Annotated in this window: 13 protein-coding genes and 1 pseudogene; 2 read left to right on the top strand and 12 right to left on the bottom strand. The window is 69.3% G+C overall.

Annotated elements, in window-relative coordinates:
- From FE811_RS21760 to cobU, 3 genes are all read right to left on the bottom strand, one after another.
- On the bottom strand, window positions 1-464 hold a 464-nt coding region (locus tag FE811_RS21760), incomplete at its 3' end, for an adenosylcobinamide-GDP ribazoletransferase (protein ID WP_181180926.1).
- Window positions 457-1,413 (bottom strand): nicotinate-nucleotide--dimethylbenzimidazole phosphoribosyltransferase, encoded by a 957-nt coding sequence (gene cobT / locus FE811_RS21765; protein WP_036751042.1) that lies wholly within the window; start codon window positions 1,411-1,413, stop codon window positions 457-459. The genes cobT and FE811_RS21760, both read right to left, overlap by 8 nt.
- Window positions 1,410-1,943, bottom strand: a complete 534-nt coding sequence (cobU, locus tag FE811_RS21770) for a bifunctional adenosylcobinamide kinase/adenosylcobinamide-phosphate guanylyltransferase (protein WP_116222349.1) — start codon at window positions 1,941-1,943, stop codon at window positions 1,410-1,412. The genes cobT and cobU overlap by 4 nt, the downstream gene beginning before the upstream one ends.
- 106 nt (window positions 1,944-2,049) lie before the next feature.
- Here cobU and FE811_RS21775 point away from each other — a divergent pair, with 106 nt between their 5' ends.
- Window positions 2,050-2,535, top strand: coding sequence for a HugZ family protein (locus tag FE811_RS21775; RefSeq protein WP_116222462.1), 486 nt, complete (start codon window positions 2,050-2,052; stop codon window positions 2,533-2,535).
- Window positions 2,536-2,572: 37 nt separating this feature from the next.
- Here the strand turns inward: FE811_RS21775 and FE811_RS21780 are convergent, their stop codons facing one another.
- Together FE811_RS21780 and FE811_RS21785 are read right to left on the bottom strand one after the other, a co-directional pair.
- On the bottom strand, window positions 2,573-4,867 hold the full coding sequence (locus FE811_RS21780; protein WP_116222348.1) for a glycosyl hydrolase family 28-related protein: 2,295 nt from the start codon (window positions 4,865-4,867) through the stop codon (window positions 2,573-2,575).
- 140 nt (window positions 4,868-5,007) lie between these two features.
- A complete protein-coding gene (locus FE811_RS21785) occupies window positions 5,008-6,600 on the bottom strand; it encodes a lysine--tRNA ligase (RefSeq protein WP_116222347.1) in 1,593 nt (530 codons plus the stop codon).
- Between the two features lie 89 nt (window positions 6,601-6,689).
- On the opposite strand from FE811_RS21785, the gene FE811_RS21790 reads away from it, so the two are divergent.
- The gene (locus tag FE811_RS21790; protein WP_036751052.1) at window positions 6,690-7,112 is read left to right on the top strand and encodes a tellurite resistance TerB family protein; all 423 of its coding nucleotides are present in this window, start codon (window positions 6,690-6,692) and stop codon (window positions 7,110-7,112) included.
- A 49-nt stretch (window positions 7,113-7,161) separates the two neighbouring features.
- Here FE811_RS21790 and FE811_RS21795 read toward each other — a convergent pair whose 3' ends face one another.
- The 7 genes and pseudogenes from FE811_RS21795 to FE811_RS21825 form a co-directional block, all read right to left on the bottom strand.
- The gene (locus tag FE811_RS21795) at window positions 7,162-8,574 is read right to left on the bottom strand and encodes a D-alanyl-D-alanine carboxypeptidase (RefSeq protein WP_116222346.1); all 1,413 of its coding nucleotides are present in this window, start codon (window positions 8,572-8,574) and stop codon (window positions 7,162-7,164) included.
- Complete coding sequence (locus tag FE811_RS21800) at window positions 8,571-9,176, bottom strand: nicotinate-nucleotide adenylyltransferase (RefSeq protein WP_072462850.1); 606 nt, start codon at window positions 9,174-9,176, stop codon at window positions 8,571-8,573. Before FE811_RS21800 ends, FE811_RS21795 begins: the two co-directional genes overlap by 4 nt.
- A gap of 3 nt (window positions 9,177-9,179) precedes the next feature.
- Window positions 9,180-10,847 carry a formate--tetrahydrofolate ligase gene (locus FE811_RS21805; protein WP_114536241.1) on the bottom strand — a complete coding sequence of 556 codons (1,668 nt, stop codon included), beginning with the start codon at window positions 10,845-10,847 and terminating at the stop codon, window positions 9,180-9,182.
- A gap of 67 nt (window positions 10,848-10,914) precedes the next feature.
- Window positions 10,915-12,048 carry an OpgC domain-containing protein gene (locus tag FE811_RS21810; RefSeq protein ID WP_116222345.1) on the bottom strand — a complete coding sequence of 378 codons (1,134 nt, stop codon included), beginning with the start codon at window positions 12,046-12,048 and terminating at the stop codon, window positions 10,915-10,917.
- Window positions 12,045-14,210 (bottom strand): glucans biosynthesis glucosyltransferase MdoH, encoded by a 2,166-nt coding sequence (gene mdoH / locus FE811_RS21815; protein WP_244295248.1) that lies wholly within the window; start codon window positions 14,208-14,210, stop codon window positions 12,045-12,047. The genes FE811_RS21810 and mdoH overlap by 4 nt, the downstream gene beginning before the upstream one ends.
- Window positions 14,211-14,215: 5 nt before the next feature.
- Window positions 14,216-15,796, bottom strand: coding sequence for a glucan biosynthesis protein G (locus FE811_RS21820; protein WP_036751065.1), 1,581 nt, complete (start codon window positions 15,794-15,796; stop codon window positions 14,216-14,218).
- Between the two features lie 186 nt (window positions 15,797-15,982).
- A pseudogene (locus tag FE811_RS21825) lies at window positions 15,983-16,233 on the bottom strand (hypothetical protein); the annotation flags it as partial.

Genomic DNA, 16,233 nt, shown 5'->3' on the forward strand with positions numbered 1-16,233 from the left:
GCCATCCCCGCGCGCGAGGCCGCCGCCAGCCCGGCCACGGCCGCCGCGGCCAGCCAGGGCTGGGCGACCAGCGCCGCGATCGCCGCCACGCGCAGTCCGGTGACCAGGACCAGCGCCAGCACGCCATAGCTGCCGATGCGGGAATCGCGCATGATCTCCAGCCGGCGCTCACGGGTCGCGCCGCCGCTGCCATCGGCGCAATCGGCCAGCCCGTCCTCGTGCAGCGCGCCGGTGGCAAGGATCATGGCGCCGACCGCCAGAAGCGCCGCGACCATCCCCGGCAGCCCGGCAAGGGCCGCCAGCCCCAGCACGGCGGCACCGATGAACCCCACGGCAAGCCCCACCAGCGGAAAGGCCCAGGCCGCCTGCGCCAGCGTCGGCGGCGAGGCGGGCAGAAGCCGCCCCACGGGCAGCCGGGTCAGCCAGACCAGCGCCAGCGCCGCCTGCGCCAGAAGCCTAGCCAATCCCGGCCTCGGCGAATGTGGCCATGCCGTTGTGGCATTCCAGCGCCGCGCGCAGGATCATCAGCGCCACCGCCGCGCCCGAGCCCTCGCCCAGCCGCATGTCCAGCGTCACCACCGGCTTCTTCTGCATCACCGCGACCAGCCGGCGGTGGCCCGGCTCGGCGCTTTCATGGCCGATCAGGCAATGGTCCAGCGCGTTGCGGTCGTTGACCAGCAACACGCCCGCCGCCGCCGAGCAGATGAACCCGTCCAGGATCACCGGGATGCCCAGCTCGCGCGCGCGGATCACCGCACCGCAGATCGCCGCCTGCTCGCGCCCGCCATAGGAGCCCAGGATCGAGGCCGCCGTCGCCGCGCCCTTGTGCCGCTTGAGCCCGGCCTCGACGGCGGCGATCTTGCGGGCCAGCACCTCGTCGTCGGCGCCGGTGCCGGGGCCGACCCAATCCTCGGCCGTGCCGCCGAAGGTCGCCGCCGCCAGCGCCGCCGCGACGGTGGAATTGCCGATCCCCATCTCGCCCAGCAGGATCACGTCGGCCTGCGCGTCCACGGCGTTCTTGCCGGTCTGGATGGCGGCGACCAGGTCGTCGACCTCCATCGCCATACCTTGGGTGAAATCGCCGGTCGGCCGGTCGAGGTCCAGCGCGATCACCTGCAATTCAGCGCCGGAGAGCCGGCAAAGCTGGTTGATCGCCGCGCCGCCCTGGCGGAAATTCTCGACCATCTGGGCGGTGACTTCGACCGGGAAGGGGTTCACGCCCTGCTGGGTGACGCCGTGGTTGCCGGCAAAGACCAGCGCCTGCGCGCGCTCGATCCGCGGGCGCTCGCGCCCCTGCCAGCCGGCCATGAACACCGCCAGTTCCTCGAGCCGGCCCAGAGAGCCGGGGGGCTTGGTCAGCTGGTCCTGGCGGTCGCGGGCGGCGGCGGCGGCGGATTGATCGAACTCTTTCACGGTGTCCCTCTTTGCGGTTTGAGGCGCAGCGGCAGGCCGCTGACGGCCATCCAGACCTCGTCGGCGATCCCGGCCACGGCCTGGTTCATCCAGCCATGCTCGTCCCGAAAGCGGCGGGCAAGCGCGTTTTCGGGCACGATGCCCAGTCCCAGCTCGTTCGTCACCACGACCACCGGGCTTTTCTGCGCATCCAGCGCCCGGCAAAGCGCGCGGACATGCGGGCCGGGCTGGCCCTCGGCCATGACGTTGGACAGCCACAGCGTCAGGCAATCGACCAGCCGCACCCCCTGCCCGTCCGTGCGCGCCAGCGCGCCGGCCAGGTTGCGCGGCTCTTCGATCGTGCGCCAGCCGTCGCTGCCGCGCCGGTCGCGGTGCAAGCCGATGCGCTGCGCCATCTCGTCGTCCCAGGCCTCGGCCGTGGCGATATAGATGCGCCCGCCCTCATGGTCGGCGGCGATGGATTCGGCCAGGGCGGACTTGCCCGAGCGGGCGCCGCCGGTGACCAGGGTGATGCGCGGGTGCTTGCTCATGAAGCTGTTGTTTCACAAGGCCGGGCGCTGCGAAAGCCGGAAAACGCCGCGGCTGTCTTACAGGTTCCGGTTGCCTGCCGGGCGGCGGCCGGCGCAGCATGCAGCCATGAAGATCGACCCGATTCGCGAAACCACCGACGAGGCCCGCGCCCTTGCCCGGCAATTGCTGGAGGGCGCGCGCCATGCCAGCCTGGGCACGCTCGACCCCGATACGGGGGGGCCGCTGGTCACGCGCATCGCGCTGCAGACCGATGCGGATGGCGCGCCGCTTGCGCTGCTTTCGGGGCTTGCCGCGCATACGCGGGCGCTGGCGGCCGATCCGCGCGCCGGGCTGCTGATCGCGGCCGAGACAGCCAGGGGCGACGCCATGACCCATGCCCGCCTGTCGATCCTTGGCCGTGCCGCCCCGGTCGCACCGGACGCGGCGCGCCGCGCCCGCTGGCTGGCACGCGATCCCAAGGCCAAGGTCTATCTGGACCTGCCGGATTTCCGCTTCTGGCGGATCGAGCCGGTCTCGGCCCTGCTGAACGCGGGCTTCGGCCAGGCGTTCCGGCTGCTGCCGCCGGACATGCTGAAACCCCCGGCGGAATGATCCGCCGAGGGCGAAGGCCGGCATCATAAGGGCAGCGTCAGTCCGGGTTGTCCATGCGCAGCCGCAGGCTGACCGAGCCGCGCACCGCCGCGCCCCAGTTCAGCGCAACCTGTTGCCGCGTGGTTCCCAGCGCGGTCTGCACCCAGGGCATCTCGGACACGCGGGCATTGGCGGCATTGGTGATCTGGCTGGTGGCGATGATGGACTGGACGTTGCGCACCCAGCCGTTGAAGGGCAGCGCATGGTCCACCGTCACCAGCCAGCGGTTCGAGGCGCTGGCCTGGTTATGCGCCACGTCGACCGGGTTGGCGACATAGCTGTTCACGCCGTTGAACATGTTGCCCTGGAACTGGATGTTGCGCATGCGCTGATAGTTCATGTCGGCGAATGTGGTGTCCACCTTCTCGATCCGGGCGATCTTGTTGAACAGCGACTTGAACACATTGCCCATCACCGCAAGCCCGTGGATGAAATGGCCGCTGCCATAGGGCTTGACCACCAGCCAGTTGAAGCCCAGCGTCGTGTTCGAGGCCAGGAAGGTGTTGCCGGTGATGGTCAGCCCGCCAAAGGAATATTCCTCGCCGTCGAAATTCGGATAGGGGTCATGCTCGTTCGTCCATTCGATCGAGCAATTGTCGATATAGTTCCCGGTCACGGTCGCCTGCAGGTTGGTCTGGGTCAGCACCAGCCCGCCGAAGCGCACGCCGTTCTGGGCATTGTCGCCCTGGAACCAGTGATTGCCCTCGATCATGTGGCCGCCGCCGTTCATCACCGCGAAATGCGCGAAGCGGATGAAGCGGCTGTGGCGGATCTTGGCGTCGTTGTTGTTGACGTTCAGCGCGACGGTGGTGCGGTTCTGCGCCAGGTCGCCCATCTCGTTGGACAGGAATTCGCAGCGGTCCACCAGCATCCCCTGGCAGGACGAGCCGATCGAGGTGATGCCGCGATCCCTGGGCCGGGTGAAGTAGCAGTCGCGGAAACAGTTCATGTTGCCGGTCTTGGCCAGCATGACGCCGCTGGCATTGCCCTCCAGCAGGAACTCGATGTCGTCGAAGTTGAAGCGGCTCAGATGCTCCATCCCCGAGAAATCGAAGGCATAGCGATAGCGGCTGAAGGTATAGTTGCGCGTGCCCGCCCCGCCGTAAAGCGGCTGCGACAGCGTCAGCGTCCCGGCGGCGACGTTCCGGGCCAGGACATAGACCTCGCGGCCGACGCCGTTGCCGGTGACGCGGGCGCCGACCTCGATATTGGCGATGTTGGCGACGGCCGAAAGCACCTGGGGCTGCGCCGGGTCGTAGGTCGCGGCCGATGTCGCCGCCCGCGTATCCCAGGCCGGGCCGGGCACGATGCTGACCTGGCCATTAGCGATGACGCGGCGGTTGGCAAAGCTGGTCATGCCCGGCACCGCGTCCGAAATGCTGATCGGCTCGGCCAGATGCACGTTGCGGCCGCAAAGGTCCAGCACCGCATGGTCGGTAAAGCCCAGCAGCGCCTGCAGCGCCCGCTTCATCCCCTCGGTCTCGTCGCCGAAGGCCGCGGCATAGGTCGGAAAGTCGAAGCTGCGCGTCAGCGACAGCCGCGCCGTGCGCGGCATGGCCAGCGTGCCGACGAAACGGACCGGCGAGGACAGGCTCAGGTCCGAGCCGATGCGATAGCTGCCCTCGGGCACCAGCACCTGCCGCCCGGCCGCGGCCTGGTCGGCGGCGAGGAAGGCGCCGCGGTCGTCGGTGGTCCCGTCGCCCATGGCGCCGAAATCGCGCACATCGACCCAGTCCAGCATCCCCGGCACGAAGGCGGCGGTCACGTCCTCGATCACGATGCTCTCGATGCGGATCGAGCCGTTGTTGTCCCCGGTCAGGTCCAGCCCGAAATGGCCAAAGGCGGCGCTGCGCCCCCAGGCCATGTCCACGCCCTCGCGCCGGCCGGTGCCGACGATGGCCGAGACCTCGACCACCTGCCCATAGCCCGGCAGCGTGACCGCAGGGCCGGTCTGCGGCACGCCCGCCACGTTGTTGCCGGCGGCATTGCCGGCAAAGGCGGCGATGCGCACCTGCGGCAGGTTGCCGGCAATGGCCTTGACCCTGGCCGCGATGCGCAGATAGCTGCCGGGATTGATCGGCGTGCGCTGCATGTAGCGGATCTGCGTCACCGCCTCTTGCTTGAGGATTTCCAGGCAACTGCCGAAATCCTCGTCCGCCGGCACGATGGCCGCATTCGCCACCCCCGCCCAGGTCGGCGATCCCGCCCTGCCATCCGTCCGGGACCACTGATCCAGGCCCAGCCGGAAGGCGCGCGGCATCAACGACTGGTTGCCGATAATCGCAATGGTCATGCCAATTCTCCCCTAATCCAGAACGTGCGAGGCGGTTGCCCGCGCGGTCCGGTAGGAATCTGGCAATCTCGCGTTAACGGGTCGTTAACCATGCGCGCGCGGCAACAAGGCCGCGCGCAACAAAGAATTCCCGTGCCGGTTCAGGCGGTTGGTTCGGAAACCAGCTCGCCGGCCAGCGCCCGCTCGATCAGGGCGCGGGTTTCGGCCACGCCGTAAAGCGCGATGAAGCCGCCGAAGCGCGGCCCCTGGTCGGCACCCAGCAACACCTGGTAGAGCGCCTGGAACCAGTCCTTCATCGGCTCGAACCCGTGTTCGCGGCCGATGGCAAAGACCATGGTCTGCAGGGCCTCGGCATCGGCGGGCTGGCTCCATGCCGCCAGCCGCCCGGCCAGATCCTCCAGCGCCCGGCGCTCGATTTCCGTGGGGGCGCGGAAGCTGCGGGTCGGCGCCACGAAATCGTTGAAATAGCGCACCGCGAAGGCGGCGGCTTGGTCCAGCGTCGGATGGGTCTCGGGGCTGGCCTCGGGCGCATAGCGGCGGATGAAGCCCCAGAGCCCCTCCTTGTCCTTGGCGCCGGCCACCGAGGCGAGATTCAGCAGCATCTGGAACGGCACCACCATGTCCGAGGCCGGAACCGCGCCGCCATGGATGTGCCAGACCGGGTTGGCCAGCTGCTGCTCGACCGTCTGGTCGGGATAGGCGCGCAGCTGCTGGTGGTATTCGTCCACCGCCTTGGGGATGACGTCGAAATACATCCGCTTCGCCGTCTTGGGCTTCTGGAACATGAAATAGGACAGGCTCTCGGTCGCGGCATAGGTCAGCCATTCGTCGATCGACAGCCCGTTGCCCTTGGACTTGCTGATCTTCTGCCCGTGCTGGTCCAAAAACAGCTCATAGGTGAAATGCTCGGGCGGGCGGCCGCCCAGGATCTTGCAGATGCCGTCATAGATCGGGGTGTTGGTGGAGTGATCCTTGCCATACATCTCGAAATCCACGTCCAGCGCCGCCCAGCGGGCGCCGAAATCCGGCTTCCATTGCAGCTTCACATGGCCGCCGGTGACGGGCAGCGTCAGCTCCTCGCCGTCCTCGTCGTCGAAGGTGACGGTGCCGGCCTTGGCGTCGACATGCTTGATCGGCACGTAAAGCACCTTGCCCGACTTGGGGCTGATCGGCAGGAAGCAGGAATAGGTCTGCTGGCGCTCTTCGCGCAAGGACGCCAGCATGACCTCCATGATGGCGTCATAGCGTTCCGCGGCCAGCAGCAGCGTCGCGTCGAACTGGCCCGACTTGTAGAACTCGGTCGCGCTGATGAATTCGTATTCGAAGCCGAAGGTGTCCAGGAACCGGCGCAGCATGGCGTTGTTGTGCCCGCCGAAGCTGTCGTATTCGCCGAAGGGATCGGGCACCGTGGTCAGGGGCTCTTGCAGGTGCCGGCGCAGCATCTCTTGCTGGGGCACGTTGTCGGGCACCTTGCGCATGCCGTCCATGTCGTCCGAAAAGCAGAACAGCCGCGTCGGGATGTCCGAGATGATCTCGAAGGCGCGGCGGATCATGGTCGTGCGCGCCACCTCGCCGAAGGTGCCGATATGCGGCAGGCCCGAGGGGCCGTAGCCGGTCTCGAACAGGACATAGCCCTTTTCGGGATTCTTCTTCTCGTAGCGTTTCAGCACGCGGCGGGCCTCCTCGAAGGGCCAGGCCTTGGATTTCATCGCGGCGTCACGCAGGGCGGTCATTTTCGGGTCTCCATTGGGTCGAGACTTCCCCGTATTGAAACGGCGCCGGATGGTCAATAATTACCCCCGGAAACGCAAGGAGAAATGCCATGCCCGACAGCCTGCCCTCGTTCTCGCCCTGCGACGCGCTGGTCGCGGTCATGGTGGCGGTCTCGGCCTCGGACCAGAACCCGCGCACCGCCGAGCTGGTCGCCATCGAGCGGGCGGTGAACCATACGCCGGTCTTTGCCGCCTATGACATCGACCGCGTCCGTGCCGTGTCGCAGACGGTGGTGACGCTCTTCGAGGAAGAGGACGGGCTGGACGCGCTTTTCGGCCTGGTGCGCGAGGCGCTGCCGGAAAAGATGTTCGACACCGCCTATGTCCTGGCCTGCGACGTCGCCGCCTCGGACGGCCGCCTGGGCGAGATCGAGGCCGAGATGCTGGCCGAGATCCGCGACCAGCTGGAGATCGACCGCCTGCACGCCGCCGCCATCGAGCTCGCCGCCCGCGCCCGCCATCGCGTGCTTTGAAGCGCCCCGGCGGTTTCGCGGCCGCATGGGTATTTGGAGAACGAAGAAGTCAGAGGCTGGCGACCCAGCCCTCGACCAGCGCCTGCTGGAGGCGTTTGGAGCGCTTGGTCCAGCCGATGACGCCCTCGGGCAGTTCCTGGCCCTGGCTGGCGGCGCGGCGCGGCTCGTCGCCGGTCAGGATGGCGAAGGCCAGCTCGCGCCCGCCGGGGCCCTGGGCGTAGCCGGCAAGGTTCGAGACGAAGTTCAGCGTCCCGGTCTTGGCCTCGATGGCGATGTCGCTGTCCTTGCGCTTGCCGCGCGCGTCCTTCAGCGGGATCGGCTTCAGCAGCCTGCGCAGGCCGCGCGCCCGTCCCGGCCCGGCCATCAGCCCCGCCAGCATCCGCGCATCGGCACGGTTCGCGGGCGAGAGGCCGGAATGGTCGTGGAAGGCGAAATCGCCGCCGACCCCCTGCCCGCGCAGCCAGTCCGCCATCGCCGCGGCCGAGGCCGCCACGTCGCCCGCACGACTGGCGGCCAGCCCGATCGCCTCGGCGGTCAGGTTGGTCGAATATTCCAGCATGCCCTGGACGATCTCGCGCAGGGGCGGGCTGTCGTGGCGGGCGATCCCGGCCCCTTCGGGCAGGATCTCGATCACCTCGGGATCGGGCAGCGCCAGGCCGCGGGCGCGGCACAGCGTCTGGAACACGTCGCCCGCGTAAAGCTCGGGGCGGCGGACGGGCAGCCAGCGGCTGCCGGACTTGCCCAGGCCGCGCCGGGCGATGGTCCAGCTTTCCAGCTTGCCCGCCTCGTAGGTGAAGAGCGGCAGCCCCCGGTCGACCGCCGCGATCGCGGCCGTATAGGCCCTGGGCGACAGCTTGCGGCCCCGCGCCTGCAAGGACAGCCGATAGCCTGCCTCGCCCTGCCGCCAGTCCAGATGCACCCGGTTGAAGTTCAGGATCATCCCCGAGATCGAGGGGTTGTAGGGCAGATGCTCGTCCTGCGCCGGGTCCAGCCGGCCGATGCGCGGCAGCGCCCCGCCCCAGACGGCAAAGGCGGTGGGCGCCGGGCGACCGGCGGCCTTTTCGTCGGCGACCGCGGCCGCGGCCAGTTCGTCCAGCGCATCGGTGTCCAGCAGCGGATCGCCGCCGCCCGCCAGGATCAGCGTGTTGCCGGCGCGGATGACCCTGGTCGTGAAGCAATGCCCCTCGCCCAGCCGGTCCAGCGCGTAAAGCGCCGTCACCGCCTTGAGCGTGCTGGCCGGGGCCATGGGCCGGTCGGCCTGCCGCTGGGCGAGCATCCGGCCCGAGGCCGGGTCGATCACCGCAAAGGCCACCGTCCCGCCAAGCCCGGCCGCGGCGATCAGCGCCTCGGCGTCGAAGCCCGCGGGGCGCGCGGCCGGCCTTTGCTGGGCCGGCGCCATGCGGGGAGCCAGCGCCAGCAGCCCCAGCCCCGCCACGAAGCCACGCCGCGTCCATCCGTTCATGCGCGTCCTTTCGGCCCCAGCGCACGGATGGCGCTGGAACTCAGCTTGTTCAGCGGCAGGTTTATCATCACCCAGGCCGGCGGCCCAGACCGGGCGAGTTCACGCGCCCGCGACTCGGGCAGGCGCGCGCGCCACAGCAGCCGCGCCGCGCGCGAGAACCGCGCCGGCATCCGCCAGCCCGGCCGGGCGATCACGCCGATCGGCACCCGCGCCGCGATGTCGCGCCAACGGTCCCAGCGGTCGAACTGGACCAGGTTGTCCGCCCCCATCAGCCAGACGAAGCGCACGCCGGGGTAAAGCCGCTGCAGCGCGGCGATGGTGTCGCGGGTCATGCGGGTGCCGAGCCGGGCCTCGATGCCGGTGATCTCGACCCTGGGGTCGCGCATGAGGTGCCGCGCGCGGTCGATGCGCTGCGACAGCGGCGCCGGCCCGTGCGGCTTCAGCGGATTGCCGGGGCTGACCAGCCACCAGATCCGGTCGAGGCCGAAGCGGCGCAGCGCCTCCTGGGTGATATGGACATGGCCTTCATGCGCGGGATCGAAGGAACCACCCAGAAGGCCCACGGCCATGCCCGGCCGCGCGATGGGAAAGCCGGCGCGCATCGGCTAGAACAGGCCCTGCACATGGCCGTCGCCGTCCAGCCCCACGCGCAGCGCCGCGGGGTCGCGCGGCAGGCCGGGCATGGTCATGATGTCGCCGCAGATCGCCACCACGAAGCCCGCGCCGGCCGACAGCCGCACCTCGCGCACCGGGATGGTAAAGCCCTCGGGCGCGCCAAGCGCCGAAGGGTTGGCGGAAAAGGAATATTGCGTCTTGGCCATGCAGACCGGCAGATGGCCGTGCCCGGCCCGCTCCCATTCCTCGAGCCGCTCGAGGATATGCGGCAGGAACTCGACCTGGCCGGCGCGATAGACCTGGCGGCAGATGGTCTCGATCTTCTCGGCCAGGGGCATCTCGTCGGGATAGAGCGGCGTGAAATCCGCCCCGCCCTCGGCCAGCGCGACCACGGCGCGGGCCAGATCCTCGGCCCCCCTGCCGCCCTCGGCCCAGTGCCGGCACAGCACGGCCTGAACGCCATGCCCGCGGCAATGATCGGCAAGCGCCGCGATCTCGGCCTCGGTATCGCCGGCGAAATGGTTGATCGCCACCACCACCGGCAGGCCGAAGCGGCGCAGGTTCTCGATATGCCGGCCCAGGTTCGCGCAGCCGGCCCGCAGCGCCGCGACATTCTCGGCCCCCAGGTCGGCGCGGGCCACGCCGCCGTTCATCTTGAGCGCCCGCACCGTCGCCACCAGCACCGCCGCGTCGGGTTGCAGCCCGGCCAGCCGGCACTTGATGTTCAGGAACTTCTCGGCCCCCAGGTCGGCGCCGAAGCCCGCCTCGGTCACGACATAGTCCGACAGCGCCAGCGCCGTGCGCGTCGCCATGACCGAGTTGCAGCCATGCGCGATATTGGCGAAGGGCCCGCCATGGACCAGCGCCGGGTTGTTCTCCAGCGTCTGCACCAGGTTCGGCTGCAAGGCGTCGCGCAGCAGCACCGTCATCGCGCCCTCGGCACCCAGGTCATGCGCAGTCACCGGCCGGCGGTCGAAGGTCTGGCCGATGACGATGCGGCCCAGCCGCGCCTGCAAATCGGCCAGGTCCGAGGCCAGGCACAGGATCGCCATCACCTCGGAGGCGACGGTGATGTCGAAGCCGCATTCGCGCGGCACGCCGTTGGCCGGCCCGCCAAGCGCCACCACCACCTGCCGCAGCACCCGGTCGTTCATGTCCATGACCCGGCGCCATGTCACCCGGCGCGGGTCGATGCGCAGCGCGTTGCCCCAGTGGATATGGTTGTCGATCATCGCCGCCAGCAGGTTGTGCGCGCTGGTCACGGCATGGAAATCGCCGGTGAAATGCAGGTTCATGTCTTCCATCGGCACGATCTGCGCATGGCCGCCGCCCGCCGCCCCGCCCTTCATGCCGAAATTCGGCCCCAGCGAAGCTTCGCGGATGCAGACCGTCGCGCGCTTGCCGATGCGGTTCAGCGCGTCGCCCAGGCCCACGGTGGTCGTGGTCTTGCCTTCGCCCGCCGGGGTCGGGTTGATCGCAGTGACCAGGATCAGCCGGCCCTGCGGCCGCCCGGCCAGCCCGGCGATGGCCTCATGCGCGATCTTGGCCTTGTCGCGGCCATAGGGCAGGAAATCGGCCTCGGCCAGGCCCAGGCGGCCGGCGATCTGCGCGATGGGCAGCTTTTGCGCCTCGCGGGCGATCTGGATGTCCGATTTCATGATCCCTCCTCGGTCTGCGGCCGACAGTTGAGCGGCTGGGGCCCGCCAAGGCAAGCCCCCGCACGCCCTAGCCCAGCCCGAGGCGTGTCCGCAACGGCGGCAGCCAGATTTCCCGCCGCATCCAGGCCGCCGAGATGGCCCAGAAGGCCACCACCAGCCAGATGTCGATGGCCAGCCGGGTCCAGATATTCGCCGCGCCGGGCGGCACGGTCATGTCCAGCGCATCGCCCCAGATCGACAGCATCACGCAGACGATGAAGGAAAACAGCCCGCCGCGGCCGATCTCGGCCAGCGCCTCGCCCGGCACGGTGGCGGCCATCCAGGCAAAGGGCCGCGCCAGGGGCACCGCCACCATCCAGCTTGCTGCAAGAATGGCGGTGAAGCGCATGAAATCCAACGACCATTTGTCGATGCCGCCGGTGATCTGGCGCAGGAACTGGCTGACGGGCTTGGCGGGCGCGCCGATCTTCCAGGCGATCACGATGGTCAGCCCGAAGAGCAGCACCCCCACCGAGATCCAGGTCAGCGGCGCCGAATAGCGCCGCAGGACCGGCATGATCCGCTCGCGGAAGGCACCCATGGCGACGCCGGCAAAGAACAGGAGCTGCCAGCCGAAGGGGTTGAACAGCAGCCCCGGCCCCGGCCGCTGGTTGGGGATCAGCGCGTTCAGCGGCTGGGCAAAGACCCAGACCAGCACCGAAACCGCCATGGCGAGCCAGGGCCAGCGCAACAGGAAGGGCACCGTCACCGGCACGGTGGCGATCAGCAGCACGTAAAGCGCCAGCACGTCGAGCAGGTTCGGCTGCATCCACATCAGCGCCACGGTGGCGACATAGCCGATGGGATGTTCGATGATCCAGCGCGCATATTGAAACCAGACCGCGGTATGGTTCATGTGCAGCTGGAACAGCAGCGCCGAGAACAGCGCCAGCAGGATGGCGCCGGCGATCAGCGCCAGCCAGACCTGCGCCGCGCGGCGCAGGAAGCGGATCTGCGCGGCGCGGCGGCCCTCGCGCGCCTCGACCTTGACCCAGACCATGCCGACCAGGAAGCCCGACAGCAGCACGAACAGCTCGGCCGCGTCGAAGACGGCGAAATTGGTCAGCGTCAGGTTGCGCAGCACCCCGATCGGCATGTGGTCCAGCATGATGCAGACCAGCGCATAACCGCGCAGCATGTCCAAAGCGGCGATGCGTTTCATTGCGGCAACTTCGCGAAGGCTTCGATCAGCGCGCGGTTCTCGATCAGCGCCAGTTGCTCGGCCGGGCCCAGGAAGCGCAGCGCCTGCGCCTGCGAGGCGGCATGGCCGATCTTGGCCTCGGCCGAGATGGCGTCGAGCCGCTCTTCGACCGGGCCGCGCGGCGCGGCGGGCAGCAGCGCCAGGATGCGCGCGCGCAACGCCGCATCGCGCCCCAGCGCCTCCAGCCCCCCGCGCGGCAGGCCGCCGGCAATGCGGAAGTCCAGGACGTTGGCGGCGGTCAGCACCTCGGGGGGCTGGCGCTCTTCGGGGGTGACCAGCAGGCCCTGGCGGCGCGCCCAGCGGCCAAAGACCGGGCTGGCCGACCAGCGCGAGGTCAGGGGCGACAGGATCAGCCCGGCCAGGATCGGCGACAGCCAGACCAGTTGCCAGGGCGACAGGAAGGCCAGCACCACCAGCGTCGCGACCCCCAGGACGACATGCAGCGCATGGCGGCGCAGCACGACGTGCCAGGGCGGCATCTGGCCGGCGCGGACCTGCGCCTCCCAGCCGGAATCGCGGCCGCGCAGGATCTCGATGATCTGCCGGGTCTGGATCAGCATCTGCACCGGCGCGATCAGCGCGGAAAGCACGATCTCGAACATGGCCGAGGCCAGAAGCCGCACGTTGCCGCCCGAATCCTTGGCCAGCGGCCGCAGCCAGGCGCGGAAGATGGCGATGAACTTGGGCACCAGCAGGAAGGACATGGCGGCGATGAACAGCCACAGCATCCGCACCGGGTCGAAGGTCGGCCAGGTCGGGAACAGCTGGTAGGTCTGCGGGAAATAGTCCGGCCGCGACAGCAGCACATTGGCCGACAGCGCCAGCCCGACCAGGATCAGCATCAGCCAGATCGGCGACATCAGGAAGCCCAGGATGCCGATGACGAAATGCGCCCGGCTGATCCAGGCGAAGCTGCGCGAAAAGATCAGCCGCGCATGCTGCAGGTTGCCCTGCGCCCAGCGGCGCTCGCGCACGGCCATGTCCAGCAGCGTGGGCGGGCAGCCCTCGAAGCTCTGGCGCAGGTCGTGGTCCAGCCGCACCTTCCAGCCGGCGCGGCGCAACAGCGCGGCCTCGACGAAATCGTGGCTCAGGATGGTGCCGCCAAAGGGCGGCCTGCCCGGCAGTTCCGGCAACCCGCAGCATTGCGCGAAGGCGCCGACGCGGATGATGGCGTTGTGGCCCCAGAAATTGCCGCTGTCTCCCGACCAGGCGGCGACGCCGCGGGCGACGGCCGGGCCATAGATGCGGCCGGCGAATTGCGTCAGCCGGGCGAAGATGGTCTGGCCGCCGACCAGCATCGGCATGGTCTGGATCAGCCCGACGGCCGGATCGGCGTTCATCCGCGCCGACAGCGCCTTGATCGTCGCCGCACCGACCACGCTGTCGGCGTCCAGCACCACCATCTGGTCATAGCGCCCGCCCCAGCGGCGCACGAAATCGCCGACATTGCCCGCCTTGCGCCCCTTGTTGAAGCTGCGGCGCCGATACCAGACCGGCACCGGCGAGATGTCGCGCAGCCGGCTGATCGCCGCCATCTCCTCGAATACGGCCTGCGGCTCGTAGCTGTCCGACAGCACGAAGATCTCGGCCCGCTCGCCCAGGCCCTCGCGGTAGAGGTCGCGCGCCAGCGCCGCCAGAAGGCCGGCCGTCGCCGCCGCGTTCTCGTGATAGACCGGCATGACCACGGCAAGGCGCGCCTGGTTCGGCCCCTCCGGGTTGCGCAGCCGCCGCGCGAAGATCCCCGAGACCATCGAGGTAAAGGAAAACCCGACCCAGGTGAAGGTCAGCGCGAACAGCACCAGCAGCACCGATTGCAGCCAGGTCATGTTCGTGCCGAAGGTCAGCATCATCTGCCGCCAGCCCAGCCAGGCGATCGCCGCCGCGCCGCCAAAGGCAGTCAGCCGCGCCGCGATCGTGCCCAGGCCCGGCCAGCGGCTGTCCGGCCCCAGGGGCGGGCGGGCACGGAAATCCTGCTCGGGCATGTCCAGCGGCGCCTCGGGCGGCGTCGCCGGGCCTTCGGATTGCGGCAGGTCCAGCGCCTCCCAGCCCTCTTCCGCGGACAGAGGCAGGGGACGGTTCTGGCTGGCCGGATGCCCGCCCGGCTGGCTGTGGGTCGCGCCCATGTCGGTCACTCGCGCGTCCAGCGGGCGATCCAGGTCTCGCTGAGCGGACCGTTCGGACCGTTCAGCACCGCCGAGAGATCGGCCAGCTTGGCGCCTTCGGGCAGGTATTCGAAGGCCAGCCGCATCCGGCCCTGCTCGGGCAGGCGCAGCAGGTAGCTGTGCCCGATCCGCCCGGCCGAGGCGCGCAGCTGCGGCACCGGATCGTCCGAGCCGAACAGCCCCAGGTCGAAATCGACGATATAGGTGCGGCCGTTGGGATTGTTGATCGCCTGGCCCGACATGGTCTCGAGCACGCGGGAAATTGGTGCGCTGTCAGGGACTTCGGCAGCAAATGTCAGAATGTAGTTGAAGTCGTAGCGATTGCCCTTGGCCAATGTGTCGGCCGGCTGCCAGAACGAGACGATATTGTCGTTGAACTCGTTCTCGACCGGGATCTCGATCAGCGTGACCGTGCCCTTGCCCCATTCGTCCTGCGGCGCGATCCAGGCCGAGGGGCGCTTTTCATAGCGCGCCTCGGCATCCTTGTAGGATTCGAAATCGCGCGCGCGCTGCGCCAGGCCGAATCCCAGCGGATCATTGTCCATGAAGGCCGAGACCTGCAAGGTGCTGTGCCCCGACAGCACCCGCCACAGCCGCTGTTCGCTGCCAGTCAGCATCTGCAACCCGTCGCTGTCATGCACCGCGGGGCGATAGTCGTCCACGCGCGAGCGGTCGGTCGGCCCGAACCAATACATCGAGGTCAGGGGCGCGATGCCTGCGTTGCGCATGTCCTGGCGCGGAAACAGCGAGACGCGGGTGTCGAAGACCGTCTCGGCGCCCGGCGTGATGCGGAACTCGAACGCGCCCGAGACCGAGCGGCTGTCGAGCAGCGCATGGACCAGCACGGAACGGTCCTGCGATCCGGGCTTGTGGATCCAGAAGCCGCGAAACAGCGGGAACTCCTCGCCCTCGGCGCTGCCGGTGCCGATGGCCAGGCCGCGCGCCGAGAGGCCGTAAAGCGTGCCGCGCGCCACGGCGCGGAAATAGCTGGCGCCCTGGAAGACCGCGATCTCGTCCATCACGTCGGGACGGTTCAGCGGCGCGCGCAGGCGGAACCCCGACCAGCCCATGTTGCCCAGCGTCTCGTAATCGACGCCGTCGGGGAATTGCACCGGGTCGAAGTCGAACATGTGCGGATCGAACCGGACCGGAATCACCACCCCCTCGTCGACCAGGGCGATGTCCACCGGCTCGTGGAAGATCGCGCCCGGCGGCAGCAGGTCCAGCGCGAAATCGCGGCTGCCGGCCCAGGGGTCGCGGTCGCGGCGGAACCGGATGCCGCGATACTGGTCATAGGTCAGGTTGCCGAAGCTGCCGACCAGCTCGGCATCGCGGTATTCATAGGGATTGGCGGCCAGATCCCTGGCCATCGCGGCGACATCCTCGAAGCCGAAGGGCCTGGGCGCGGCCTCCTCGGCCGGTTCGGCGGCGGCTTCCGGCTGGGCCTCGGGGCTTTCCTGCGCCAGGGCCGCCCCCAGCGAGGCTGACAGCGCGCTGACGGCCGACACGGCCGCACCGGCAGAAAGGACAAATTCACGACGACGCATCGACCGACCCCATGTTTCGGGCAGGAAAGCCCGGAAATTCCGGGGGGATTTCGCATTGCCGCGCGCATCAGGCAAGCCTTTTCGCGCCGAAAGGCAGGGTCTTGCCGAGAGGTTGATCGGAATTGCCGCGCCAAAGGGCCGCGCCGGCCCGAAAGCCCGCGCGGCCCGATGTGCCTGCCGCCTGCCTCAGCGGTTGATTTCCCGCGTGACCTGCCCCTTGGGGCTCAGCTCGACCGCGACCGGCTCGCCCTCGGGGTTCACCGCCTGCGCCAGGACGCGCGTCCCGTCCTGCATGATCTCGCCGATGCGGCTGTAGCCGGCCGAGGTCAGCGCCATGCGCACCTCGCCCCGGTCAAGCTGGTCCGGCGACAGCGCGCCCTGGCGCTGCGGCGCGGGCGCCTCGCCGGCAGGGGCCGGCGCCTCTCCGGCGGGGGCCG

It is taken from the genome of Paracoccus sp. FO-3, from assembly GCF_006386455.1.
Classification (GTDB): domain Bacteria; phylum Pseudomonadota; class Alphaproteobacteria; order Rhodobacterales; family Rhodobacteraceae; genus Paracoccus; species Paracoccus versutus.